The sequence below is a fragment of the Cohnella fermenti genome, assembly GCF_004801405.1.
Lineage (GTDB): Bacteria > Bacillota > Bacilli > Paenibacillales > Paenibacillaceae > Cohnella > Cohnella fermenti.
Map to the genome: position 1 here is coordinate 19,443 of NZ_SSOB01000038.1, position 21,802 is coordinate 41,244.

Sequence of the window (21,802 nt, forward strand, 5' to 3'; positions counted from 1 at the left end):
GAGACGAATCGATGAAGCTGCTAGTGACCGGAGGAGCGGGGTTTATCGGGAGCCAGTTCATCCGTTATATGATCGCCAAGCACCCGGAATATAGCTTGGTGAATCTCGACAAGCTGACCTATGCGGGCAATCTTGCCAACTTGACGGAGCTCGCCGGGAACGCCGCCTATTCGTTCGTCCGCGGCGATATCGCGGACAAGGAGCTTGTCGCAAGGCTGATCGGCGAAGGCGGCTTCGATGCCGTCGTCAACTTCGCGGCCGAGTCCCACGTGGACCGCAGCATCGAGGACGCAGCGGTGTTCGTGCGGACGAACGTGCTCGGCACGCAGACGCTGCTCGAAGCCTCCCGCGAGGCGGGCGTGAAGAAGTACGTGCAGATCTCGACGGACGAGGTGTACGGCACTCTCGGCGAGAGCGGGTTCTTCACCGAGGACACGCCGCTCGCGCCGAACAGCCCTTATTCCGCGAGCAAAGCAGGCGCCGACCTGCTTGTTCGCGCCTACGGCGAGACCTACGGGATGAACGTCAATATTACTCGCTGCTCGAACAATTACGGCCCGTATCATTTTCCGGAGAAGCTGATTCCCCTCTTGATTACGAACGCGATGGAGGACAAGCCGATTCCGGTGTACGGCGACGGCCTCTACGTTCGCGACTGGCTGCACGTGCGCGACCATGCGAGGGCGATCGACCTCGTGCTGCATGAAGGCAGACCGGGCGAGGTGTACAATGTCGGCGGCCGCAACGAACGAACGAATCTCGATATTGTGAAGGCCGTGCTGAAGCGCCTGGGCAAGCCGGAGAGCCTCATCACGCACGTGGCCGATCGGCTCGGCCATGACCGCCGCTACGCGATCGACGCGACGAAGATTCGCAGGGAGCTCGGCTGGGAGCCGACGGTCTTCCTGGAGGAGGGGCTGGCGGAGACGGTCGATTGGTTCGTTCGGAACCGGGAGTGGTGGCAGAAGAGCAAAGCCGGGGAGAGGTCGTATGGCGCCTAAAATAGGGAAAGCAGCGGTGACGGGAGCGGGAGGAATGCTCGGCTTCGAGATGGTGAAGGCGCTGGAGCTTCATGCGGAGCAGACGCTCGCGTGGGACCGGGCCGCTCTTGATGTGACGGACCTGGAGGCCGTGCTCGCGCGGTTCCGCGAGACTCGTCCGGAGGCTGTCGTCCATGCGGCCGCCTATACGAAGGTCGATCAGGCGGAGGCGGAGCCGGATGCCGCATTCCGGGTGAATGCGATCGGAGCGCGCAACGTCGCTCTGGCGGCGGCGGAGGTCGGAGCGAAGATGGTGTACGTCAGCACGGATTATGTGTTCCCCGGGACGAGCGGTACGCCTTATTGCGAATACGAGGAGACGAGCCCCGTCAATGTGTACGGGGACTCGAAGCGGGCCGGCGAATGGATGGCGGCGGGATTGCTTGAGGAGCTCTTCATTGTGCGGACCTCCTGGCTGTACGGGGAGCACGGCCCGAACTTCGTGAGGACGATGCTGAAGCTGGCGGAGAAGGGAGAGCCGATCCGCGTTGTCGGCGACCAGATCGGCTGCCCGACCTATGCCGCGGATGTGGCGGAGACGATCGTCCGGCTGCTCCGGACGGACAAGTACGGGACGTACCATGCGGCGAATTCGGGAGCTTGCTCCTGGTACGAGTTCGCGGAGCGGATCTTCGGGCTGACGGGAATCTCCGCCGACCTGTCCGCGGTCACGTCGGAGCAGTTCAAGCGACCGGCCGCACGGCCGGCTTATTCGGTGCTGGATTCGATGGCGCTCCGGATCAACGGCTTCCCGCCGATGAGGGCATGGGAGGATGCGCTGAAGGAGTTCCTGTATCGCCAACGTCTTCTCAGACGGGAATCGAGGCCGATCGAATGCTGACCATCGAGCTGCTAGAGAGATCCTATAGCCGTCGAACGCCGCTGCTCAAGGCGGAGCGGGACTTCCAAGCGTCGCTGGAAGAGATCGGGCGGCAAGGAGTCGCGGGTCCGATCTATCAGATTCTGAAGGAGAACGGCAGTCTGCACGAGGTTCCGGACTTCTACCGCGAAGGCCTGGAGAAGATGAGGGACTTCAGCGCATACGGGAACCTGCTGGTCAAGAGCCATGCGGACCGGATTCTGGAGGGGCTGGAGCGGGAGGGGATTCCCACTATCGCGCTTAAGGGGATCTGGCTCTCCGAACGGCTCTACGGGAGCATGGGAGTCCGTCCGACGGCCGATATCGACCTGCTCGTCCGGGAAGAGCAGTTGGAGGACGCTTCGAAGCTTCTCTATTCGCTCGGCTTCGAGAATGCGGATATCGAGAGGCATAACTCCTATCACCGCATGTTCGGCAAGAGGAACCCGGGCACGCAGAGTCCGATCTTCGTGGAACTGCATTGGCATGTGATTCAGACGGATTATTGCCGGATGGAATGCTCCCGTCTCTGGGAGCATTCCAAGCCGCTCGGCTCCTACGAGCACATTCGGGAGCTGTCCGCGCCGGACCTGTTCTACACGATGTGCCTGCATGGGGCGAAGCATCACATGTCCTCTCTGAAGCATGTGCTGGATATCGCCAGAATGATCCATCTCTTCGGTCCGCAGATCAGCTACGAGAGTCTGCTGCAGCGCGCACGGGAGGATCAGCTATACGGCATGGTCGTCATGGCCCTGTCCGTCGCTTACCGCGAGCTGCCGCATCTCTCCCGCCTGAAGACTTTCGGCGCGCTGAGAACCTGGTTCCCTTGGGATCAGGAGCTGGCGGCGAAGAAGGACGAGGATTACCGGCATTACCGCTTCAAGGGCGTCACTTATTACGTCTACCAGTCTCTGTTCGCCATGGGCAAGCTGGACCTTCCGAGCCATCGGGCGCTGTTCCTCTGGAGGTCCGTGTTCCCGCATCCGGAGATGATCCGCGTCTATCTCGGGCGCCCGGAGACGGACTCCGGCTTCCAGTTGTACGCGAGATGGCTGGGACGATTCTGGCTGATGAGAGGCCATAGAACCGGGAGCGCGCCCGCTTCCGGCATCCTGCTTCAAGGGGACGACAAGCGATGAAGAGAATGAAGAGCGGCAACGGCAGCATTAAGAGCAGGGGGAAGGGCAAGGGAAGGCGATGGCTGTGGATCAGCCTCTCGGTCATTGTCTTGCTGGCGGTCGGCAGCGTTGGCGTTGCCGGCTATTTTTATTGGTCGGTGAAGGAGACCGCGAGCGAGATTTATCAACCGCTGCCGTCGGACCGGCCGCGCTACGTGAGCAGCGACAAGGATGTTCCGGCCGCGGCCGCTCCGGTCGAGACCGAGAAGCTGAACCCGTTCTCCGTCCTGCTGCTTGGAGTCGACGAGCGGCAGAACGACAGAGGCCGATCGGACACGATCATGGTGATGACGGTCAATCCGGCCAGCAAGAAAGTGTTCATGTTCAACATTCCGCGAGATACGCGCACAGAGCTCGCGCTGCGGGGAACCGAGGACAAAATCAATCATGCCTACGCCTACAATGGCATCGAGGGCTCTCTCGCGACCGTCGAGAAATTCATCGATATGCCGATCGACTACTACGTGGAAGTGAACATGGAGGGCTTCAAGCTTATCGTCGATACGCTGGATGGAGTCAACGTGGACAATCCGTTCGAGTTCGATTACGAAGGAGAGACGTTCCCGGAAGGGCTTCAGCATCTGAACGGGGATCAGGCGCTCAAGTTCTCCCGCATGCGCTATGACGATCCGAGGGGCGACTTCGGGCGCAACGACAGGCAGAAGCAGGTCGTTCAGGACGTCATCAGGCGGGCGACGAAGTGGACCAACACGAGTTCGCTGCCGTCCATTCTCCATGCGATCGGGGACCATGTGCGGACGAACCTGGCGTTCGGCGAGCTGCAGGATCTCGTGCTTAAGTACAGGAAGAACCTGAACGACATCGAGAGCACCTTCGTTCAAGGCCAAGGCACGATGATCGGCGGCATCTACTACTATATTGTCGATCAGACGGAGCGAGACCGCATTCATGAGGCCATGAAGCAGCAGCTGCTAACGAACTTCACGGAGGGATGACGATGAGCCGGACGACCTTCCTCCGGGCGTTGGCGGTTGTTCTATGGACCTGCCTGATCTTCGTCTTCTCCTCCGAGCCCTACGAGAAGCAATCCATTCAGCCGCTGCTGCATGAGAAGCTGGGGGACAGCGGCCTGCTGCAGGCGATGCCGGACCTCGCCATCACCTACAATGACACGACCCTATCGACGCAGCGCGATCCGTTCCAGTTCGTCGAGTTTATTTTCCGCAAGGGGGCTCATCTGTTCATGTACGGGGTGCTGGCCGCAGGCTGGAGCCTGCTCCTCGGCGCGAGAGTGAGGGGCGGGCGGCTGCTCGTCCTCGTCATGGCGGCGGTGGCGCTGACGGCTTCTCTGGACGAGTGGAATCAGTCCCATGTAGCGGGGCGATATTCTCTTCCGAGCGATGTCGGCATCGATATTGTCGGAGGTTTAATGGGATTTATGTCGGTACAAGTGCTAAATTTGCTACATATTGTGTTGACTAGATACAGATTGTATCATAGAATGGAAACAGTAAAGCGAGGTGATACAAGTTGAGAATCTATGTAAAGCCGGAAGTGCTGGTTCATCAGACGGTCGTCTTCGAAGGCCATTCCAACCCGTCGGGCAATCCCGGATGGCCGGGCGGCGGCTGGGGAGGCCCAGGCGGCGGTTGGGGAGGTTCGGGCCACGGAGGCGGCGGTCCGGGACACGGCGGAGGCGGCGGAGGCCATGGAGGCCGTTAAGCTCGCGCCGGACGGTTCCGCATGTCGGCATTGCGAGGCAAGCACGCATGGCAGAACGGAAGAGAGAGCATGCTCTCTCTTCCGCAATGCAGCGCATAGGAGGAACACTCGTGATCGAGAGATGGCAACGAATCGGCAGCGTGCTGGTCAAGCTGCAGTTGGCGAACGAACGCACGGCGTCCTGCGTCGGGTATACGATCGGGGATTCGCACCTGGCTGCGGATTCCGGGATGGTGCCGGATTATACGCTGAAGATCGAGGACGGATACGGAGAGAGCTACGACGAAGTGACTCCGGTTGCTTACGAGAAGGACGGGGATGGCGGCATCAAGGTGACGAGAGCCGACTTCCGGCTTGAATCCGAAGCGGATCTGAAGACGGCGAGCCTGCGCTTCCACGACTACTTCGGTCTGCGAACGGGGCTGCTCAACTGGTTAAGCCGAATCCTTGCCCGCCTGAATTGGGGAATGCTGATTCATTCCTCCTGCATCGTTCAGGACGGACAAGCCTATATATTCTCGGGATATTCCGGCGCCGGCAAGACGACGATCGCTTCGATGTCGCGTCCGAGGCCGATTATGGCCGACGAGACGGCGCTGGTGGAGCTGTGCGAGGACGGACGGGTGCTGATTCACGATTCTCCGTTCCGCAACGACTTCAAGGAGCCTTACCGCGCGGGGCCCGTCCCGCTTAAGGGGATCTACCTGATCAAGCAGTCGCCGAACGTCGAGCAGCATCTGATGTCGAAGAGCGCGGCGATGCTCTCCTTGTTCGACAAAATTGTATTCTGGCGCTTCGAGAGGGACGAGTCGCTCGGACTCATCCGTCAATGTCGGGCGCTGGTGGAACGAATTCCGGTGTACGAGTTGGAGTTCCAGAAGAACGATCGATTCTGGGAGGCGATCTCATGAGGCTGGAGAGGCTGCAAGAGGCGGAAGTGCTGGAGCTTGACGGGGAGATTATCATTCTGAACCAACTGACGTTCGCGGTGACGAAGCTTAACGGCTCGGCGGGCTGGATCTGGCAGCAGCTCGAGGGCGGTCTGACGGTGGAAGAGCTGGTTCAGCGCATGGTCGCGGAATACGAGGGAGTCGATGCCGCTCAGGTGGGCGCGGACATCGCGGGCTTCATCGATCAGATGTCGAGCATCGGACTGATCAAGCGTGCGGGATGAGCTGCTCAAGACGTTCCGCGGCTTGATGCAAGCGAAGCGGGAGGTTGTTCTGCCGGCCTCGGGCCTGAGCATGTACCCGTACATTCTGCCTGGCGACGAGTGCCGGTTCGTTCCGGTACGGGGGCGGCTCGCTCCCGGAGAAGTCGGTCTGTTCGTCAGCGACGACGGCGTTCTGCTCTCGCATCGGCTTCATCGGACGGAGCCTTGGAACGACGAGCTTCGCTATTGGCTGCGGGGCGACGGCAACTTCGGCATGGACGGTCCCGTGGGGGAAGAGCGGATTGTCGGAGTGCTGTCCGAGGTGAAGCGGGGAGGCCGAATTCACGCGGAGCAAAAGCTGCTGAGGCGCTTGTGGGCGAGGTGGTCGATACGGTATCCGAAGCTGCTCAAGCTCACGGCGCATGCTTCCCGGTTGAAGGCGAAGCGGGCGGGCGCTGCGGCTGCGGTTCCGGATTCCGAAGCGGCGGCAGGAACGGTGAGGTCGGTACGATGAGGGAAGGGGGACAACGAAGATGGCGCCTTTGACCGGTTCCCTGCCGCTGGCGGAGGCGAGCGAGGCTCGCGAAGGCCGCGAAGGCCATGAAGGTCATGAGGGCCGTGAAGCGGAAGAGGGGGAGGTGCTGCTGGGCAGTTGGAGCTCTCCGATGTCGGAGACCGGCCGGATGGAACGGAGAACGATTGCGCTCCTGGTGTCCCGGCTGGAGATTCGGGACGGGGACGGCGCTTGCCTGAAGAGGATAGACCGTCATCAGACGGCCGAGGCGACGATTCGCGAGACCGGCGGCGGAGCCTGGCTGGAGCTGACGAGGCAGGACGGGGGAGTCGTCCGGTTGGCGATGTGCCCGCTCGCGGGGCTCGGCAGCCTGGCAGAGCTGCGGGACATGATCGAGCGCTGGGTCTCGGCCTCGCCGAATTCATGGGCGGAGCCGCCGCTTGCGCTTGCGGAGAAGCGGACGTTCGGGGAACGCTCGTCCGGGCTCGAGGGGGCCGGAGAGAAGCTGACCTGGAGGCGAAGGGTCAAGGCTCTGTACGGCTTGCTGAGCTATGCGGCTCCGCATCGCAAGGCGATCGCGCTCTCCGTCGCGGCGCTGCTCGTCGGCGTCGGCCTGGAGACGCTTCCCCCCTATCTGATGAAGCTGATGATCGACGAAGGGGTGATGCGCGCATCGATGTCGAGGTTCGGCGGCATCGTCGCGCTGCTGGCGGCGGTCTACGCGCTGCAGGCCGGCTTCCGGGTATGGCGATCGTCCATCTCGATTACGATCGGCAACCGGATGATGAGTCACATTCGCAAGGACATGTTCGACAAGCTGATGAAGCTGCCCGTTCGCTACTACGAACAGCGGGCAACGGCGCCGTTCATCGGCCGCATTCAGAACGATACCGCTTGGGTTCAGGGATTCCTCAGCGAAGGCATCTCGCAGCTTGCGGCCGCAGTCGTGTTCACGGCCGCCGTATTCGCAATTCTGTTCGCCATCGATTGGCGGCTTGCCCTGGGAGTTCTGGTCCTGCTCCCGGTATGCGCGCTCGTTGTCTTCTGGCTGTGGCCGAAAATTCGATCGCTCTCGAATCGGACCTGGAATACGCAGTATTGGCTTCAGAAATATATAGGCGAAGCTCTTCAAGGCATTCGCGTCATTAAAGCTTTCCATCGCGAAGAGGAAGAGAAGAGACGCTTTGAACGATATAACGAGGAATCCGTTCGCCGGGCCATCGATCAGCAGCGTCTGCTGCAGTGGCTTCAGCCGGGCATCAATCTGGCGGTGTCCGGCGGCGTCGCCGCGGTCTGGCTGATCGGCGGAAGGTTCGTCATCGAGGGAACGGCGAGCCTCGGCACGCTTGTCGCCTTCACGACGTATCTGGCGATGCTGCTCGGCCAACTGCAATGGAACATGAACCTGGCCGGCCAGGCGAACGCATCGATCGCCGCGGCCGACCGAATCTTCGACTTGCTGGGCGGCGAGGACGAGCTGCCGGTCGAGGGAGTCCCGACGCCTCTGCCGAAGGACGGGAGCGACATCGCATTCGAGGGAGTGTCGTTCGGATACGAGAAGGGGAGGGAGATTCTCCATGACATCCGCCTGACCGTACGGCCGGGGGAGAAGCTGGGGATTACGGGGCCCACGGGAGCCGGCAAGTCGACGCTGCTGCAGCTTCTCGGCCGCTTCTACGATCCGGATGCGGGCAGCATCCGAATCGGCGGCGTCGATCTGAGGAGCGCGGAGCCGGCCGGCCTGCGGCGTCATGTAGGGATTGTGTTCCAGGAATCGTTCCTGTTCGACGGGACGATTGCGGACAATATCGCTTACGGAGTCGAGGACGCCACGCCTGAGCGAATTATGGAGGCCGCCCGGCTGGCCCGAGCCAGCGCCTTCATCGAGCGTCTGCCATACGGATACGATACGAGGGTCGGCGAGCGCGGGGTGCGGCTGTCCGGAGGCGAGAAGCAGCGAATCTCGATCGCGCGGACGCTGCTGCTGAACCCGGCGGTTCTGCTGCTGGACGAAGCGACCTCCTCCGTCGATCAGGAGACGGAACGCGACATCCAGGCCGCGATCGACTATCTCTGCGAGGGCAGGACAACGATTGCGATCGCCCATCGCTTGTCCACGATCCGCGGGGCGGACCGGATCGCGGTGCTCGACAAGGGGCGGCTCGTCGAGCTTGGCACCCACGAGGAGCTTGCCGCGAGAGGCGGCCTGTACCGCCAACTTCTGGAAGCGGGAGGAATGTAGATGAGCTCGACGACAAGCCTGCCGGAGAGAAGCTGGATCTCTCCGGACAGCATCCGCTTCCGCAAGGAGGAGGGGGGCGGGCTGCGGGCCGAATGGCGTTCGCTGTGCGGAGGAGTGACGGTGCGCCGGCTGTTCCCCCTCTCTCATCCGAACAGCGCCATATGGGTCGGCGACCGCAGCGGGAACGAGTGGGGAGTGCTGCGGTCGCTTGACGACATGGAGCCGGTCAGTCTGGCCGCCTTGATCGATGAGCTTCGGCTCAGCCCGTTCCTGCCGCGGATCACGAAGCTGATCTCGCTCCGCCGCCGCCTGGGCAGCTTCAATTGGGCGGTCGAGACGGACGCCGGGGGCATTCGGTTCACGACCGGACCTCTGTACGAGACCGTCGCGGAGCTTCCCGGCGGCGACCGGCTCGTTGTCGATCGGGACGAGCAGATGTACGTGCTGGCAAGCGACAGGATGGTCGACCGCAAGACCCGCAGGAAGCTCGCCAAGTGGCTGTAGGATCAAGCCGCTGCAAGATCAAGAAGAGGAGGCCCCCCAAAAATGGTTGCATCCCATCAGTTCTATTGTTTGTTCTGCGAGCGGCTGAAGGAGATTAAACAGTCGGCGGTCGTCTTCAAGACGGGGTTCTACCGCACCCGCCACCCGCTCGGCTGCTGCCGGGAATGCCAGGAGCGCTCGAGCCGCCGACCGGAAGATTCGAGGGAAATCCCGCTATCCGACACGGTCTCGCCTTCGAAATAACGTTGCTCCAATGAGCTCCAGCGCTTTTCTGCCAATTGACTCTCTTCCTGCCCTCCCTCCGGCCCAAGACAAGACCCCCGATTCCCCGCCAAGATCTGCCATCCTTCCTCCTCGCGCGGCCCGGCTCAGGCCGCTTGATCCGATTGCATGCTAAATTTTACATAAAAATCAAGGGCGACAACAGCAAGAATGGTATAATGATAAGGTTGGTTGCTCCACATATTGGCGATGGAGGGGAATTCATGTCTCAAGCACCTGCCGCGATTCTGCAGGACGTAACGAAGAAGATCGGAGGCCGCACGATTATCGATCGCGTCTCCTTGGAGATTAGTCCGGGGGAAGTATTCGGCTTCCTGGGGCCGAACGGCTCGGGCAAGACAACGACGATCCGGATGATGGTCGGTCTGATGGCGCTTACAGCGGGAGACATCACAATCGGCGGTCACAGCGTGAAGACGAGCTATGCGGCATCGGCCGCGCAGGTCGGCGCAATCGTCGAGAACCCGGAGATGTACAAGTACTTAACGGGGTATCAGAACCTCGTCCATTACGCGCGCATGAACCCGTCGGTCACGAAGGAACGAATCGACGAGGTCGTGAAGCTTGTCGGTCTCGATGGCCGAATCCACGACAAGGTCAAGAAGTACTCGCTCGGGATGCGCCAGCGGCTTGGGGTCGCCCAGGCCGTCATGCATCGCCCGAAGCTGCTCATTCTGGACGAGCCTACGAACGGACTCGACCCGGCGGGCATTCGCGAGCTGCGCGATTACCTTCGCCGGCTGTCCCGCGAGGAAGGCACGGCCGTGTTCGTCTCAAGCCACCTTCTGTCCGAGATGGAGCTGATGTGCGACCGCGTCGCGATTCTGCAGAAGGGCAAGCTCATCGACATCCGCTCGATCCGCGGGCCGGCGAACAAGACGGGCGAGGAGCAGATCGCGGTATTCGACGTCGATCATCCGGAGAACGCGCTTGGCGTGCTCGAAGGCCGCGGAGACGGCAAGCTTGAGGACGGAAGTCTGGTCATTACCGCTACCCGCGAGCAGATCGCCGACGCCAACCGGATTCTGGTGGAAGCCGGATTCAAGGTGTACGGCATCCGGACTCGGACCAAATCGCTCGAGGACCAATTCCTCGAAGTTACGGGAGGCGAGACGATTGGCTAACTTCTGGAACCTCGTCCAGAACGAGAACATGAAGATTTACCGCCGCATCCGGGCGTGGATCATGCTGGGCTTCGTCGCCCTCGCGCCGATTGCGATCTCCATCATCTACATCATTGCGAGCGGCGAATTCGACGCGAACAACTGGGAGATGATGACGCTCGAGACAACGATTCTGTATCAGCTCATCACGATCTTCACCGTCGTGAAGGCGGCGGACTCCGTGGCCGGCGAGTTCTCGACCGGTACGATCAAGCTGCTGCTGATCCGGCCTTGGAGCCGCTCGATGATTCTTCTCTCCAAGTTCGTTGCGCTGCTGCTGTTCGCTGTCGTTCAGATGGTGCTGCTGTTCGTCGTGACCTGGGGGATCAACGCGCTGCTGTTCGGCGTCAATTCCGACGCTTCGGGCATCATTCCGTCCGGCTCGCCGCTCGCCGGTCATTCCGTATGGGGGTACGTCGGTCTCATGTACCTGTACCTGTTCATCGCGCAGCTCATGATCATCGCGGTTGCGTTCATGCTGTCGTCGGCGTTCCGCAGCGGCGGTCTCGCGATCGGCCTGTCGATCTTCGTGCTCTTCTCGGGCAGCATCATCACCGGCCTGCTGAGCCTGACCGACAAGGCGTGGGTGAAGTACGTCCTGTTCGCGAACATCGACGTCACCTCGTACTTGAACGGCTCGACGCCGCTGCCGAACCAGGACATGACGCTCGGCTTCTCGCTGGCGGTGCTCGCGGGGTACTTCATCGTCCTGAATCTGATCTCGTGGCTGGTGTTCGTCAAGCGCGATGTAGCGGCTTGATTGTTGGACACACCTCGGCTCCAGGTTCCTCAAGGCCTCCCTTGTTCGGGAGGCTTTGTTGATGTTTGCGCGTCTAGGTTGGACGATTATATGTGAAAAACCGCATTCGTTCGAGCGAAAAGGGGCCACGAGGCGAAACGAATGTGAAAAATCGCATATATGGCGCAAATTCCGATCGAAGCTGCTGGATGTATGCTAAAAATCACATAAAACGGCTCGATTCGTGCGAATTCATGCCAACGAATGTGAAAAACCACATAAAAATACGTCGACCGCCTCATTCTCGTCAATCGAGCGAACCCCAACAACCCCAACAACCCCAACAACCCCAACAACCCATCAAACCTAGCCGCTCAATCGCATCAACCTCCTTAGCCGCCTCAATCGAGCCAAATAGCTCATTGGCATCCATCGTCGGATCAAAGGGGCCGCACGGAGCGTCAGAGCGGTCTCCCCCTCCCGCCTCCCAGCCTCCCCGACTCCAGCATCCCCGCCCTTGTATATGCGGCGGTATTCTTCGCACAGCTCGGGTATGAGCTGATCCTCGTTCGCGCAAGCTAGATTATTGGGGCCGAGGAGGACGTCATTCGAAGAGGTGCTGGCATGGCATGGATCGTCGTTATTTTGCTTCTAATCCTATTCCAGGCGGCGACGGTGCTCGCGCTTGAGCATCGCCGCCCGGCGCATGCGGTCGCCTGGCTGTTCATTCTGCTTGTCGTTCCGGTCGTCGGCTTCGCGCTCTATTACTTCCTGGCGCGGGAGTATCGCAGGCAGCGCAAGGCGCGAAGAAGCCTTACCGTGGAGGGGCGCGTCCAGGAGGGACGGCTTGAGCTCGGTCGCATCGGAGGCAAGCCCTCCGATATTCAGAATCCGCAGTGGAGCGACCAGAACCGTCTGTTCCGGGCATTGGTTCGTGCCGGGTCCGCGCCGATTCTGCTGCGCAACCGCTGCGAGGTGCTGACGAACGCGGCCGCAACGTACGAGTCGATGCTTGAGGCGATTCGGCAGGCGAAGCGGACGATTCATATCGCGTCGTATATCGTCCGGGACGATACGACGGGGCGGCTGTTCCGGCAGGAGCTCGTCGACCAGGCGCGCAAGGGGGTCAAGGTGCGCCTGCTGTACGATGGGATCGGCAGCCACAAGCTGACGGAGAAGTACTTGCGCCCCCTCCGGGAAGCGGGCGTCAGCATTGCCTGCTTCTTCCCGCTGAAGCCTTCCTTCCTGCGCAAGCGGATCAATTATCGCAACCACCGCAAAATTCTTGTGACCGACGGGATTCAAGGCTTCGTCGGCGGCATAAACATCGGCGACGAATACTTGGGCGGCGATCCCCGTCTCGGCTTCTGGCGCGACACCCATCTGAAGCTGGAAGGAGACTCGGTCTATTCGCTTCAGGAGATTTTCCTGAAGGATTGGGAGATCGCTTCCGGAGGCGAGCCGATTGAGGAGCCGGGACTGTTCCCCGAGCACAACTGCTCCGGCGAGGAGGCGGTCCAGATTGTCGCGGGCGGGCCGGACAGTCATGGCGATACGATTCACGACACGCTCTTCGCGGCGATCGCCGCCGCGAAGAGCCGGATCTGGGTCACCACGCCGTACTTCATCCCGAGTCCCGGCATCCGCACCGCGCTTAAGTCCGCGGCGAGAAGCGGATTGGACGTGAGGATGATCATCCCGTATGTCCCCGATACATGGCTTGTTCACGCCTCCACGCTGAGCTTCATGGAAGAGATGCTGGCCGCCGGCATTCGCGTCTGGCGTTATGACACCGGCTTCGTCCATGCCAAGGTCATTATCGTGGATGAATTGCTGGCGATTCTCGGCACGGCGAACATGGATCTGCGGAGCTTCTACAGCAACTTCGAGACGAACGCGATTCTGTTCCATCCTTCCGCCATCGCCAGGCTCGAGGAAGACTTCCGCAGGGACGAGGCCGACGGCACCGAGATGGAGCTGGAGTCGTTCCGCCGCAGGTCGGTTGCGAGAAGGCTCGGCGAGTCGATCTCGCGGATGCTGTCGCCGCTGCTGTAGCGCATCTCCTCCTGTCGCTCCCCCGACCAGTTACCGGCGGGGAAGCATCCGAAGCACCTGACCGAGCACTTGGCCGAGCGGCTGCTTCGGATGTTGGCCGATCAAGTCGCCGAGCCGGCGAATGCGTTCGGGCATGTTCAGCAGGTGGAAGTCGCGGGGATGCGCATTGCTCCGCACTTCCTCCCGGGTCAGCGGGGCGGAGACGGGGGCGCCGGGACGGGCCCGCGGGGAGTAGGCGGCAATGAGCGTGCGGCCCGGATAGAACTGCAAGTAATCCAGGTAGACAAGCGTGCCGCGATTCCGCTTCAGCCGCTCCACCGTGAACAGCTTCGGGTGCGAAGCCGCGAGGTATTCGCTGACGAACTTGCCGAATTCCCGCAGCTCGTCGTACGTCGGCCCCGGCTCGATCGGCATGACGATCTGGACGCCGGTCGCCCCGGATGTCTTCGGAACGGCCGACAGCCCGAGCGAGTCGAGCAACTCCAGCACAAGCGACACGGCTTCCATCAGCCGCGGTTCTTCCTCAAGGCTCGGGTCGATGTCGAGCATCCACCGATCCGGCAGCGGTTCGCCGATTCGCTCGCACGAGGCATGGAACTCAAGCGCATATTGGCTGCCAAGCCAGAGCAGAGCGGGAAGCGAATCGAGCCGAATGTACCGAATTCCGTCGTTTTCTGAATGGGGCACGTAGGCGGGGGCGTTTGGGGGAATGTTTTTCTGATAGAAGGAGATGCCTTGAATGCCCTCGGGGTACCGGATTGTGGTGAGATAGCGCCCCGAGGCGTGCGGCAGCAGCGAATCTGCGAGCTCGGCAAGCTTGCGGACATACGTCAGCTTCGTGATTCCGACATCGGGCCACAGAAGCTTGTCCGGGTGGGTGACGTTAAGCTCAAGCTCTCCAAGCTTGATCGTGATCGGCGGCGAGGCTGTTGCGGGCATGGACATCGAACTCCTTCTGCGATGGATTAGATGAGGTTAGCATTCCCCATGACAAGGAGATGAAGCGAGTGAATATGGGGCCGATCGTTCCGTTCGAGCCGATTCTGTCGGACCGCATCCCGACCGGGGACAGATGGATTTACCAGATCAAGTGGGACGGCGTCCGGATGCTCCTGCACCGGGACGGCGGCGATGTGCGGCTGTTCAACCGCAAGCGCAGCGAGCGCACCGCCCAGTATCCCGAGTTCCGACATGCGTCTCCGTCTTCGGGCGGGACGTCCTTCATCCTCGACGGGGAGATGATCGCATTCGACGAGAGCAAGCCTTCCTTCCCCGAGGTCATGAGGCGCGACGGATTGCGGCGGGCAAGCGGCATCGAGGCGGCGGTGCGGCGAATTCCGGTCGTCTACATGGCGTTCGATATTGTGTATTGCGACGGGGAGTGGACAACGGGCTGCACGTTGGAGCAGAGGCAGCGGCTGCTGAACTCGGTCGTGAAGCCGGGGCCGCTCATTCAGGTGACGGATTCGTTCCCGGACGGCGAGGCGCTGTTGCACGCGATGAAGGCCAGGGGAATGGAAGGGATCGTCGCGAAGAGCCTGGACAGCGAGTATGCTCCGGGAGGCAAGGACGGCCGCTGGGTGAAAATAAAGCTCGGATTCGACCTCTACGCAGCAGCGGGAGGAGTCACGTACCGGGACGGCAGAGTGAATGCGCTGCTTCTCGGCCTCTACGCGGCGGACGGCTCGTTCGTCTTCATCGGGAAGGCGGGAGGCGGCAGCCTGACCTCCGAGCAGTGGGCGCAGGTCGACATGCTGGCTTCCCTGACACAGACGGCTCGGATGCCGTTCTCCCGCAAGCCGGACCGGGTGCCGGACGCGGTCTGGATCGAACCGACCCTTGTCGTTAAAGTATCGTTCCTGGAGTGGACGCAGGGAGGAACGATGCGGCAGCCCGTCATTCAGGCCGTCATGGAAGGAATGGAGCCCGCAGGCTGCCTGCTTGCCCAGACTCCGTACTCCGGCTGACGGAGGAATCCCGCGCTCGCTCCCGCCTCGTTCGAGAATGGACAAAAAAACGAAGGTGAATGTGCATTGTCGCACCCGAGAAGAGGGGGCTATAATAGCAACGAACGAAATGATAACGATTCTCAGTTGTGGGGCGGTCGTTGTCTCGTAATCGAAGCGGGGGAGAGAACGGAATGAAGGGCATGAAGGGCACGGGAAGCAACAGCAGCAGAGGGATGTTCAGCGTCTTGGCGGTTATCCTGATCTTGGCGATCGCACTGGTCGGCTGCGGCAATAACGGCAATAACGGCAACGCGGAGTCGGCGAGTCCGGCGGCAAGTCCGAGTGCGGCAGCCGCTTCGGACGAATCCGCTGCGGCGACGGCCTCGGCTTCGGCTTCGGCCGAGAGCGGCACCAGAACGGTGGAAGACGGCTTCGGCACGGTGGAGATTCCGGTTCATCCCGAGCGGGTAGCCGGCATCTATCTCGAGGATTACATGCTTGCGCTCGGCGTTGCGCCAGTCGTGCAATGGTACCATCCGTCCTGGGGCAAGCAGGATTACCTGGGGCTTGACGACGTTCCGACGTTCGATATTACGGGGGAGATGGAGGCGCTCATCGCCTACGATCTCGACCTGATCATCGTCGACCCGGGAATCAACGAGGCCCAGTACGAGATGTATTCGAAGATTGCGCCGACCTATCGCATTCCCGATTCCATGAGAGGAGACGCGGTGCAGACGCTGAAGGCTGTTGCGGATGTGCTCGGCATTCCGGACAAGGCGGATGCCGTGCTGGCGGCATACGACGCCAAGGTTGCGGACGCCAAGTCCCGCCTCCAGGCGGCCGTGGGCGATCAGACGGTCGCGGTCGTTCGGCTCGATGTCGGCGACAAGCCCGATCTGCGCCTATTCTCGGACACGAACGCCTACACCGGCATGCTGTTCAAGGATCTCGGCCTGACGCCGCATCCGTGGTCGGTCGGCATTGACGGGCACGAGGCCATCTCGCAGGAGAAGATTCCGGAGTTTGACGTCGAGCATATGATTATTTTCCCATCGAACGGCACATGGACGTCCAAGGAGAACCAGTCGGCGATCGAGCTGCTGGACAGCCCGCTCTGGAAGAACGTACCGGCGGTCAAGAACGGCCACGTGTACCGGGTCGAGAGGTCCCACTGGCAGTCCGGCGCGATTACGGCCAATTCGATGAAGATCGACGACTTGCTGAAGCTGTTCGGCGCTTAAGGAGATAGAGGGTTAAGAAGCAGGGAGAACCTTTCGTTTGAAGGGTTCTTTTTGTTGCGATATGGTATAATGATAATAATTATCACTATCGCAGGGGGGCGGAGGATGGAGAAATCGATCGAGCTGGGGGCACGGGCAGAGCGGCGCAATCCTCCCTATCCTTCGGCATTGTATGTGATCCGCGATTGCCGCCGGGAAGAGACGTACGGAGACGCTGAGACGGACATCGCGGCGGGGGGGAGCTACGTTCTCTTGGCCGTCGCGGAAGGAGAAGGAAGGGCGCGCGTGGACGGCTTGACCTATGCGCTCGGGAAGAACGGCTTGCTGGCGGCGGAGCCCGGCCAGCGCGTCACGCTTCACGCGGCTTCCGCCATCTTCGCCTACTATCGGCTGACGTTCTCGGCGATCCCCGTTCCCGCGCTCGAAGCGGGCGGGGCTGTCGCTGCGCCTGCCGGAAGCGTGCCTTCGATCGTTCCTTCCGGTCCGTTGGCATGCATTCCGTTCTCGCGCTGTCTCGAGGTGTGCGAGTCCGTCATTCGCAGCGGCGAGGAGGCGGATGAAGCGAAGCGCTATCTGCATCATGTCCGGTTCGAAGAGCTGCTCCGCTGCCTGATCGAGCAGAACGGGGGAGGGAGCGCGGAATCGGCTTCCGATGTTCGCCGTGCGGTCGGGTTGACGATCGAGAGGCTGAAGGATCGTTACATGGAGTCGCTGACGGTCAGCCAACTGGCTGCCGACGCACGCGTTCCCGCCGGTCATTACTCCAAGCTGTTCAAGGAGCTGACCGGACAAATTCCGCTCGAATACGTAAACGGCTTGCGCATCGACCGGGCGAAGCTGCTGCTGCGGGAGACGAACGACCGAATTCACGAGATTGCGTCCCAGGTCGGGTTCGCCAGCGAGTTTTATTTCAATCGGCGATTTAAGCAGTCTGTCGGAATGGCGCCCGGCCGCTATCGGAGTCAGACCCGCAGGCAGCCTCGCGTTACGGCTCTGTTCATGGAAGACAGCCTGCTGTGTCTGGGGATTACGCCGATTGTGCAATGGGCGCACCCGGCATGGGGCACGCAGGAGCATCTGGGGCTCGCCGGCGTTCCTACCTTCGACGTGCTGCGGGACGAGCCGGACTCGCTTGCGAGGTTCGAGCCCGATCTGATTATTGCCAAGAGCGAAGCGAACGGCTTGGGCAACCATCCGTTGGAGCAGTACGAACGGATCGCGCAGACGTATCCGCTGGCGCATCGGACACGGGAATGGAAGCTGACCCTTCGCAGTCTGGGGAGCCTGCTCGGCAGGGAGGAGCAGGCGGAGCAAGCGATTGCCAGGTACGATCGCAAGCTCGAGGAGACGCAGCGCCTGCTGTCCGCCCCGCTCCGCAACCGAACGTACGCCTGCTTGCGGCTGACGGCGGGGGAGATCAGCGTGGACCGGGAGTACTCGACGCCGTTCCTGAACGGGGATCTCGGGCTCGAGCCGCATCCGCTGGTGCGCGAGTTGATCTTCAAGGCCGGACGGGAAGCGGTCTCCGCCGAATGGCTGGCCGAGCTGGACGCGGACTATATCTTCTATACGTTCGACAAGTGGCATGAGCAGGGCGAAGGGCTGGAGCGGAGGCAATTGCTGACGCCCGGCTGGCGTGCGATTCCGACGGTGCGAAGCGGCGGAGCGTTCGAGGTCGACTTTATGGTCTGGATGAACCAAGGCTATATCGCGAACAGCCGCAAGCTGGACGACATGGTCCGGCTGCTGAAGTAAGCCGCTTGAAGCGGAAGGGAGTTTGCCCGGCATATTCGGTGCAAAGGCTTCCAAGCGACGGCATCCCGCATACAATAGGAACAGATAAGCGCAACCCTTATTCAAGTTCCATCATGAGTGCGGGAGGAAGATAGGCATGGGTATCGCCTCGTCGGCGTGGTCGACGGGATTGGCGCTTCTGCTTATATTCGCGACAGGAACGGCTTGGTTCCTTGCGCTTCACCCTGGGCTGATCTGGCGAATGCTGCGGGCGCAACGCCCTTCGCGCGGCGCACGGCTTCGGCTTGTCCGCCTGCTGGCGCTCGCTTGCGGAGCGGCCAGCTTCGCGATTCTCTGGCTGGCGGGAGGGTAGCGGGATAAGGGAGGCTTTTCAAACGGAGGCCAGTTTGCTAACATGGAACCAAACAATGGCAAAGGAATTGTAAGCGACATGTCCTCTTCGTTGGAATCGAGAGCTTATCAAGAGCTTCGGCGCCGAATTATCTCGGCGGAATACCTGCCTGGCGCGCTGCTCTCCGAGAATGACTTGGCCGAGCAGTTGCAGATGAGCCGCACCCCTATCCGTGCGGCTATCAACCTGCTGATGACGGAAGGCTTCGTGGAATCTCTTCGCGGCAGAGGAGTCCTCGTCAAGGATATCTCCTTCCGGGAATACGGCGAGATGCTGGAGACGTTTATCTCGCTGCAGATCTATGCGCTCGACACGATCGGGCGAAGAGCGTTGCCCCTCGACCTCGAGGCTCTGGGCAAGTACCTGGTCAAGTCCGAAGAGGCGATGGTAACGATGGATATCCCGGCGTATTACGACAATTCCTTCTCCTTCGGAGAGACGATCGTCGGCGCGATCCACAACGACCACATGATGAAGGTACTCTCGCAAATTCGCGGCAAGTACATGTTCAAGATGGTCTCGTTCCGCAAGATGTACCCTCAATACAAGCCGCATAAGTCGCAGGAATCCAACCGGCTTATCTACGAGGCGCTCAGCCGGGGCGATCTGGCGACGGCCAAGTCCGCAGTGCTCGAGATTTACACGAGCTCCTATGAGCAGATGAAGCTGCGCGGCATGATGTGAAAGCGCCGCCGATCGGCGGCGCACGGGCCGGGAACGCGGGAGCGGCTGCCGCATTCCGGCCGCTCCGGCCCGATCGGCCGGCTGTTTTTATGCTACAAACCACATTCATTTCGCGCAAAGCGCCCCCTCGCAGCGAATGTATATGAACAACCGCATCCAATCTGCGAGGCAGCGCGTCTTGTATAGCTCTAACGCTTGCGAAGCGGTCGGGGTGTCCCCGCGAGTCCGCTGCCGTTAACCGTCTCTCCACCGTTCGGCGTTCCTATGCTGACAGCCCGAATTCGAGCGTTCACGTTCCGTTCCGTACCTCGCCATGTTCACATTCCGTTCTCCGCCTCCTCGCCTCGTCATGTTCACATTTCGCTGCTGACTCCCCGCGTTCACATTTTACACAACTGAGCATGTACTCTAATATTCAACTTACATACAACCTGCATACTAAATCTCGTAGGAAGTTTCCTTACGAGAGGGGATAGCCGTATGAGTATTCAAACAGAGCGCAGATCGTTCGAGATGATCGTGGACGCCGAGAGGTTCCGGACGGACAAGGGACCGTGGTTCGGGAAGCTGCCCGAGCAGCTTGGCAGGGACTATTCGTTCGCGGTCATGGGCGACCGCTGCGGGATGTCCATAGATGGAGTATTCGAGCAAGGGCTTGAGGTGCTGCGCGACATGAAGCCGGATTTTGTCCTGTTCGTAGGAGACTTGATCGAAGGGTACTGGCGGGACCCGGCTTCCGCTCATGAGGAATGGGATTACATCGATGCCCGGATCGAGCGGACGGGGCTGCCCTTCTTCCAGACGATCGGCAATCACGACTTCGGGACGCAAGCGATGGCGGACGTATGGAGCGAACGCAAGGGCCATGAGTATTACGCCTTCCGCACCGGAGACTCGCTCTTCCTTATCGTCAACACGGAAGACCCGTTCGAGGAGCTCTCGGACGAGTTTATCGGCATGATCAAGCGCGCGACCGAAGGCGTCAAACGCGAGCCGGATCGGGCCTCCGAGCATCTGAAGGCGTTCTATGACGAGATCGTCGCCGGTCTGAGCCCGGAGCAACTGAAGCAGATGGGGCAAATTACGCTGGCGATCGGCGAACGGCAGCTTGCGTTCTTCGAGAAGGTGCTGGCGGACAACGCAGACGCGAAGATCACATTCATCAGCATGCACCGTCCGGGCTGGAAGGCGGAAGACGCCTCCTTCGCCAAGCTGGAGAAGCTGCTCGAGGGTCGCGAATATGCGATTTTCTCCGGTCATCTTCACAGCATGGAATATACGAAGCGGGATAATCGCCGTTACATTCAGCTCGGCCGCACGGGAGCCAGCCCGCATGGCAATGGACGCGGGGATGAGAACCTGATGCTGTGGGTAACGGTAACGGATGGCAAGCCGAGCTTCCGGGTGCTTCATCTCGACGGGATCGGCGACATTGAGCAGTACCCGCCGACGGCCCACCACCATGATAAGGAGTGAGCGAACGATGACGAATGAGGCGACACCAACGAACAGCCCGATCAACGCAGAGCCGATCTGCTTCGCGCATCTGACCGACATTCACATCAACGCGCCGGCCAAGGGCAACCCGCTCTTCGGCATCGACATGACCGCGAAGCTGCGCACCGCCTTCGCCGATCTCGGCGAGCTGAAGACGAAGCCCGCCTTCGTCCTGATCAGCGGGGATCTGACGCAGGACGGCGATCTCGACGACTATAAGCATCTGAAGGCGCTCCTGGACGAGGAGTCCGCGAAGCTCGGCGTTCCGATCTACGTCGGTCTCGGCAACCACGACTTCCGCTCCCCGTTCCGCGAGGGCTACCTCGAGGAAGCGCCGTCGGAAGCGAACTATTACTACAGCTTCGTTCACGAAGGGCTCCGCTTCGTCATGCTGAGCACCCAAGTTCCGGGTTCGCACGACGGACGAGTCGACGAGGAGCAGCTTAAGTGGCTGTCCAGCGTGCTCGCCGAGCCTGCCCCGCAAGGCACGGTCGTCGTTCTTCACCACCCGGTGAACCCGACCCCGACCGCCCTCATGGACAGCCACCTCCTGCTCAACAGCGGCGAACTGGTTGAAGCGCTGAGAGGAACCGACGTCATCGCCCTGCTGTCCGGCCATATTCACTTCCACAATATCGGCGTCGTTGCGGGAATTCCGAGCTTCGCGGCGACCGGCGTTGCGTTCGGCCTGGATTCGACGGACCCCTCCACGATGCGCTTCCTCGACAACAGCGGCTACAATCTTGTATGCGTCAAGGACGGGGAGATTGCGGTCCAGCCCCGTTACCTGCCCGGAGAACATCGCATGGTGTTCGAATGGGACATGGCGAAGCATCCGGCCCACGCGTAATTCATTCCATTCGCCAC

At 61.0% G+C, this 21,802-nt stretch carries 23 protein-coding genes; 22 read left to right on the top strand and 1 reads right to left on the bottom strand.

Features of this window, described 5'->3' with window-relative positions; genetic code table 11:
- The first annotated feature begins 11 nt into the window (after positions 1-11).
- The 15 genes from rfbB (at position 12) to cls (ending at position 13,415) form a co-directional block, all read left to right on the top strand.
- Positions 12-1,001, top strand: coding sequence for a dTDP-glucose 4,6-dehydratase (gene rfbB, locus E6C55_RS24125; protein WP_136372390.1), 990 nt, complete (start codon positions 12-14; stop codon positions 999-1,001).
- Positions 991-1,881, top strand: a complete 891-nt coding sequence (gene rfbD, locus E6C55_RS24130; protein ID WP_136372391.1) for a dTDP-4-dehydrorhamnose reductase — start codon at positions 991-993, stop codon at positions 1,879-1,881. Before rfbB ends, rfbD begins: the two co-directional genes overlap by 11 nt.
- Complete coding sequence (locus tag E6C55_RS24135; protein ID WP_168735852.1) at positions 1,875-3,041, top strand: nucleotidyltransferase domain-containing protein; 1,167 nt, start codon at positions 1,875-1,877, stop codon at positions 3,039-3,041. Before rfbD ends, E6C55_RS24135 begins: the two co-directional genes overlap by 7 nt.
- On the top strand, positions 3,038-4,036 hold the full coding sequence (locus E6C55_RS24140; protein ID WP_230986836.1) for an LCP family glycopolymer transferase: 999 nt from the start codon (positions 3,038-3,040) through the stop codon (positions 4,034-4,036). Before E6C55_RS24135 ends, E6C55_RS24140 begins: the two co-directional genes overlap by 4 nt.
- A gap of 2 nt (positions 4,037-4,038) precedes the next feature.
- Positions 4,039-4,575 (top strand): VanZ family protein, encoded by a 537-nt coding sequence (locus E6C55_RS24145; protein WP_168735853.1) that lies wholly within the window; start codon positions 4,039-4,041, stop codon positions 4,573-4,575.
- A complete protein-coding gene (locus E6C55_RS24150; RefSeq protein WP_136372394.1) occupies positions 4,572-4,763 on the top strand; it encodes a hypothetical protein in 192 nt (63 codons plus the stop codon). The genes E6C55_RS24145 and E6C55_RS24150 overlap by 4 nt, the downstream gene beginning before the upstream one ends.
- A gap of 110 nt (positions 4,764-4,873) precedes the next feature.
- Positions 4,874-5,674, top strand: a complete 801-nt coding sequence (locus tag E6C55_RS24155; RefSeq protein WP_136372395.1) for a hypothetical protein — start codon at positions 4,874-4,876, stop codon at positions 5,672-5,674.
- Positions 5,671-5,937: a PqqD family protein gene (locus E6C55_RS24160; RefSeq protein ID WP_168735854.1), complete on the top strand. Its 267-nt coding sequence runs from the start codon at positions 5,671-5,673 to the stop codon at positions 5,935-5,937. Before E6C55_RS24155 ends, E6C55_RS24160 begins: the two co-directional genes overlap by 4 nt.
- On the top strand, positions 5,927-6,430 hold the full coding sequence (locus tag E6C55_RS24165) for a S24/S26 family peptidase (protein WP_136372397.1): 504 nt from the start codon (positions 5,927-5,929) through the stop codon (positions 6,428-6,430). The genes E6C55_RS24160 and E6C55_RS24165 overlap by 11 nt, the downstream gene beginning before the upstream one ends.
- A 19-nt stretch (positions 6,431-6,449) precedes the next feature.
- The gene (locus tag E6C55_RS24170) at positions 6,450-8,672 is read left to right on the top strand and encodes an ABC transporter ATP-binding protein (RefSeq protein ID WP_136372398.1); all 2,223 of its coding nucleotides are present in this window, start codon (positions 6,450-6,452) and stop codon (positions 8,670-8,672) included.
- Positions 8,673-9,176 carry a DUF1854 domain-containing protein gene (locus E6C55_RS24175; protein WP_136372399.1) on the top strand — a complete coding sequence of 168 codons (504 nt, stop codon included), beginning with the start codon at positions 8,673-8,675 and terminating at the stop codon, positions 9,174-9,176.
- A gap of 42 nt (positions 9,177-9,218) precedes the next feature.
- Positions 9,219-9,419, top strand: coding sequence for a hypothetical protein (locus E6C55_RS24180; protein WP_136372400.1), 201 nt, complete (start codon positions 9,219-9,221; stop codon positions 9,417-9,419).
- Between the two features lie 242 nt (positions 9,420-9,661).
- Positions 9,662-10,582 carry an ABC transporter ATP-binding protein gene (locus tag E6C55_RS24185; RefSeq protein ID WP_136372401.1) on the top strand — a complete coding sequence of 307 codons (921 nt, stop codon included), beginning with the start codon at positions 9,662-9,664 and terminating at the stop codon, positions 10,580-10,582.
- The gene (locus E6C55_RS24190) at positions 10,575-11,381 is read left to right on the top strand and encodes an ABC transporter permease (RefSeq protein WP_136372402.1); all 807 of its coding nucleotides are present in this window, start codon (positions 10,575-10,577) and stop codon (positions 11,379-11,381) included. Before E6C55_RS24185 ends, E6C55_RS24190 begins: the two co-directional genes overlap by 8 nt.
- Positions 11,382-11,984: 603 nt before the next feature.
- A complete protein-coding gene (gene cls, locus E6C55_RS24195) occupies positions 11,985-13,415 on the top strand; it encodes a cardiolipin synthase (RefSeq protein ID WP_136372403.1) in 1,431 nt (476 codons plus the stop codon).
- 30 nt (positions 13,416-13,445) lie between these two features.
- Here cls and ligD read toward each other — a convergent pair whose 3' ends face one another.
- Positions 13,446-14,354 (bottom strand): non-homologous end-joining DNA ligase, encoded by a 909-nt coding sequence (gene ligD / locus E6C55_RS24200; protein ID WP_136372404.1) that lies wholly within the window; start codon positions 14,352-14,354, stop codon positions 13,446-13,448.
- 74 nt (positions 14,355-14,428) lie between these two features.
- On the opposite strand from ligD, the gene E6C55_RS24205 reads away from it, so the two are divergent.
- The 7 genes from E6C55_RS24205 (at position 14,429) to E6C55_RS24235 (ending at position 21,785) form a co-directional block, all read left to right on the top strand.
- Complete coding sequence (locus E6C55_RS24205) at positions 14,429-15,382, top strand: ATP-dependent DNA ligase (protein WP_136372453.1); 954 nt, start codon at positions 14,429-14,431, stop codon at positions 15,380-15,382.
- 173 nt (positions 15,383-15,555) lie between these two features.
- The gene (locus tag E6C55_RS24210; protein ID WP_230986837.1) at positions 15,556-16,608 is read left to right on the top strand and encodes an ABC transporter substrate-binding protein; all 1,053 of its coding nucleotides are present in this window, start codon (positions 15,556-15,558) and stop codon (positions 16,606-16,608) included.
- 105 nt (positions 16,609-16,713) lie between these two features.
- Positions 16,714-18,363 carry a helix-turn-helix domain-containing protein gene (locus E6C55_RS24215; RefSeq protein ID WP_168735855.1) on the top strand — a complete coding sequence of 550 codons (1,650 nt, stop codon included), beginning with the start codon at positions 16,714-16,716 and terminating at the stop codon, positions 18,361-18,363.
- Between the two features lie 136 nt (positions 18,364-18,499).
- Positions 18,500-18,715 (top strand): hypothetical protein, encoded by a 216-nt coding sequence (locus tag E6C55_RS24220; protein WP_136372406.1) that lies wholly within the window; start codon positions 18,500-18,502, stop codon positions 18,713-18,715.
- A gap of 42 nt (positions 18,716-18,757) precedes the next feature.
- Positions 18,758-19,438 (top strand): GntR family transcriptional regulator, encoded by a 681-nt coding sequence (locus tag E6C55_RS24225; protein WP_136372407.1) that lies wholly within the window; start codon positions 18,758-18,760, stop codon positions 19,436-19,438.
- A 480-nt stretch (positions 19,439-19,918) separates the two neighbouring features.
- The gene (locus tag E6C55_RS24230; protein WP_136372408.1) at positions 19,919-20,914 is read left to right on the top strand and encodes a metallophosphoesterase family protein; all 996 of its coding nucleotides are present in this window, start codon (positions 19,919-19,921) and stop codon (positions 20,912-20,914) included.
- Between the two features lie 7 nt (positions 20,915-20,921).
- Positions 20,922-21,785 (top strand): metallophosphoesterase family protein, encoded by an 864-nt coding sequence (locus tag E6C55_RS24235; RefSeq protein WP_168735856.1) that lies wholly within the window; start codon positions 20,922-20,924, stop codon positions 21,783-21,785.
- Positions 21,786-21,802 lie beyond the last annotated feature (17 nt).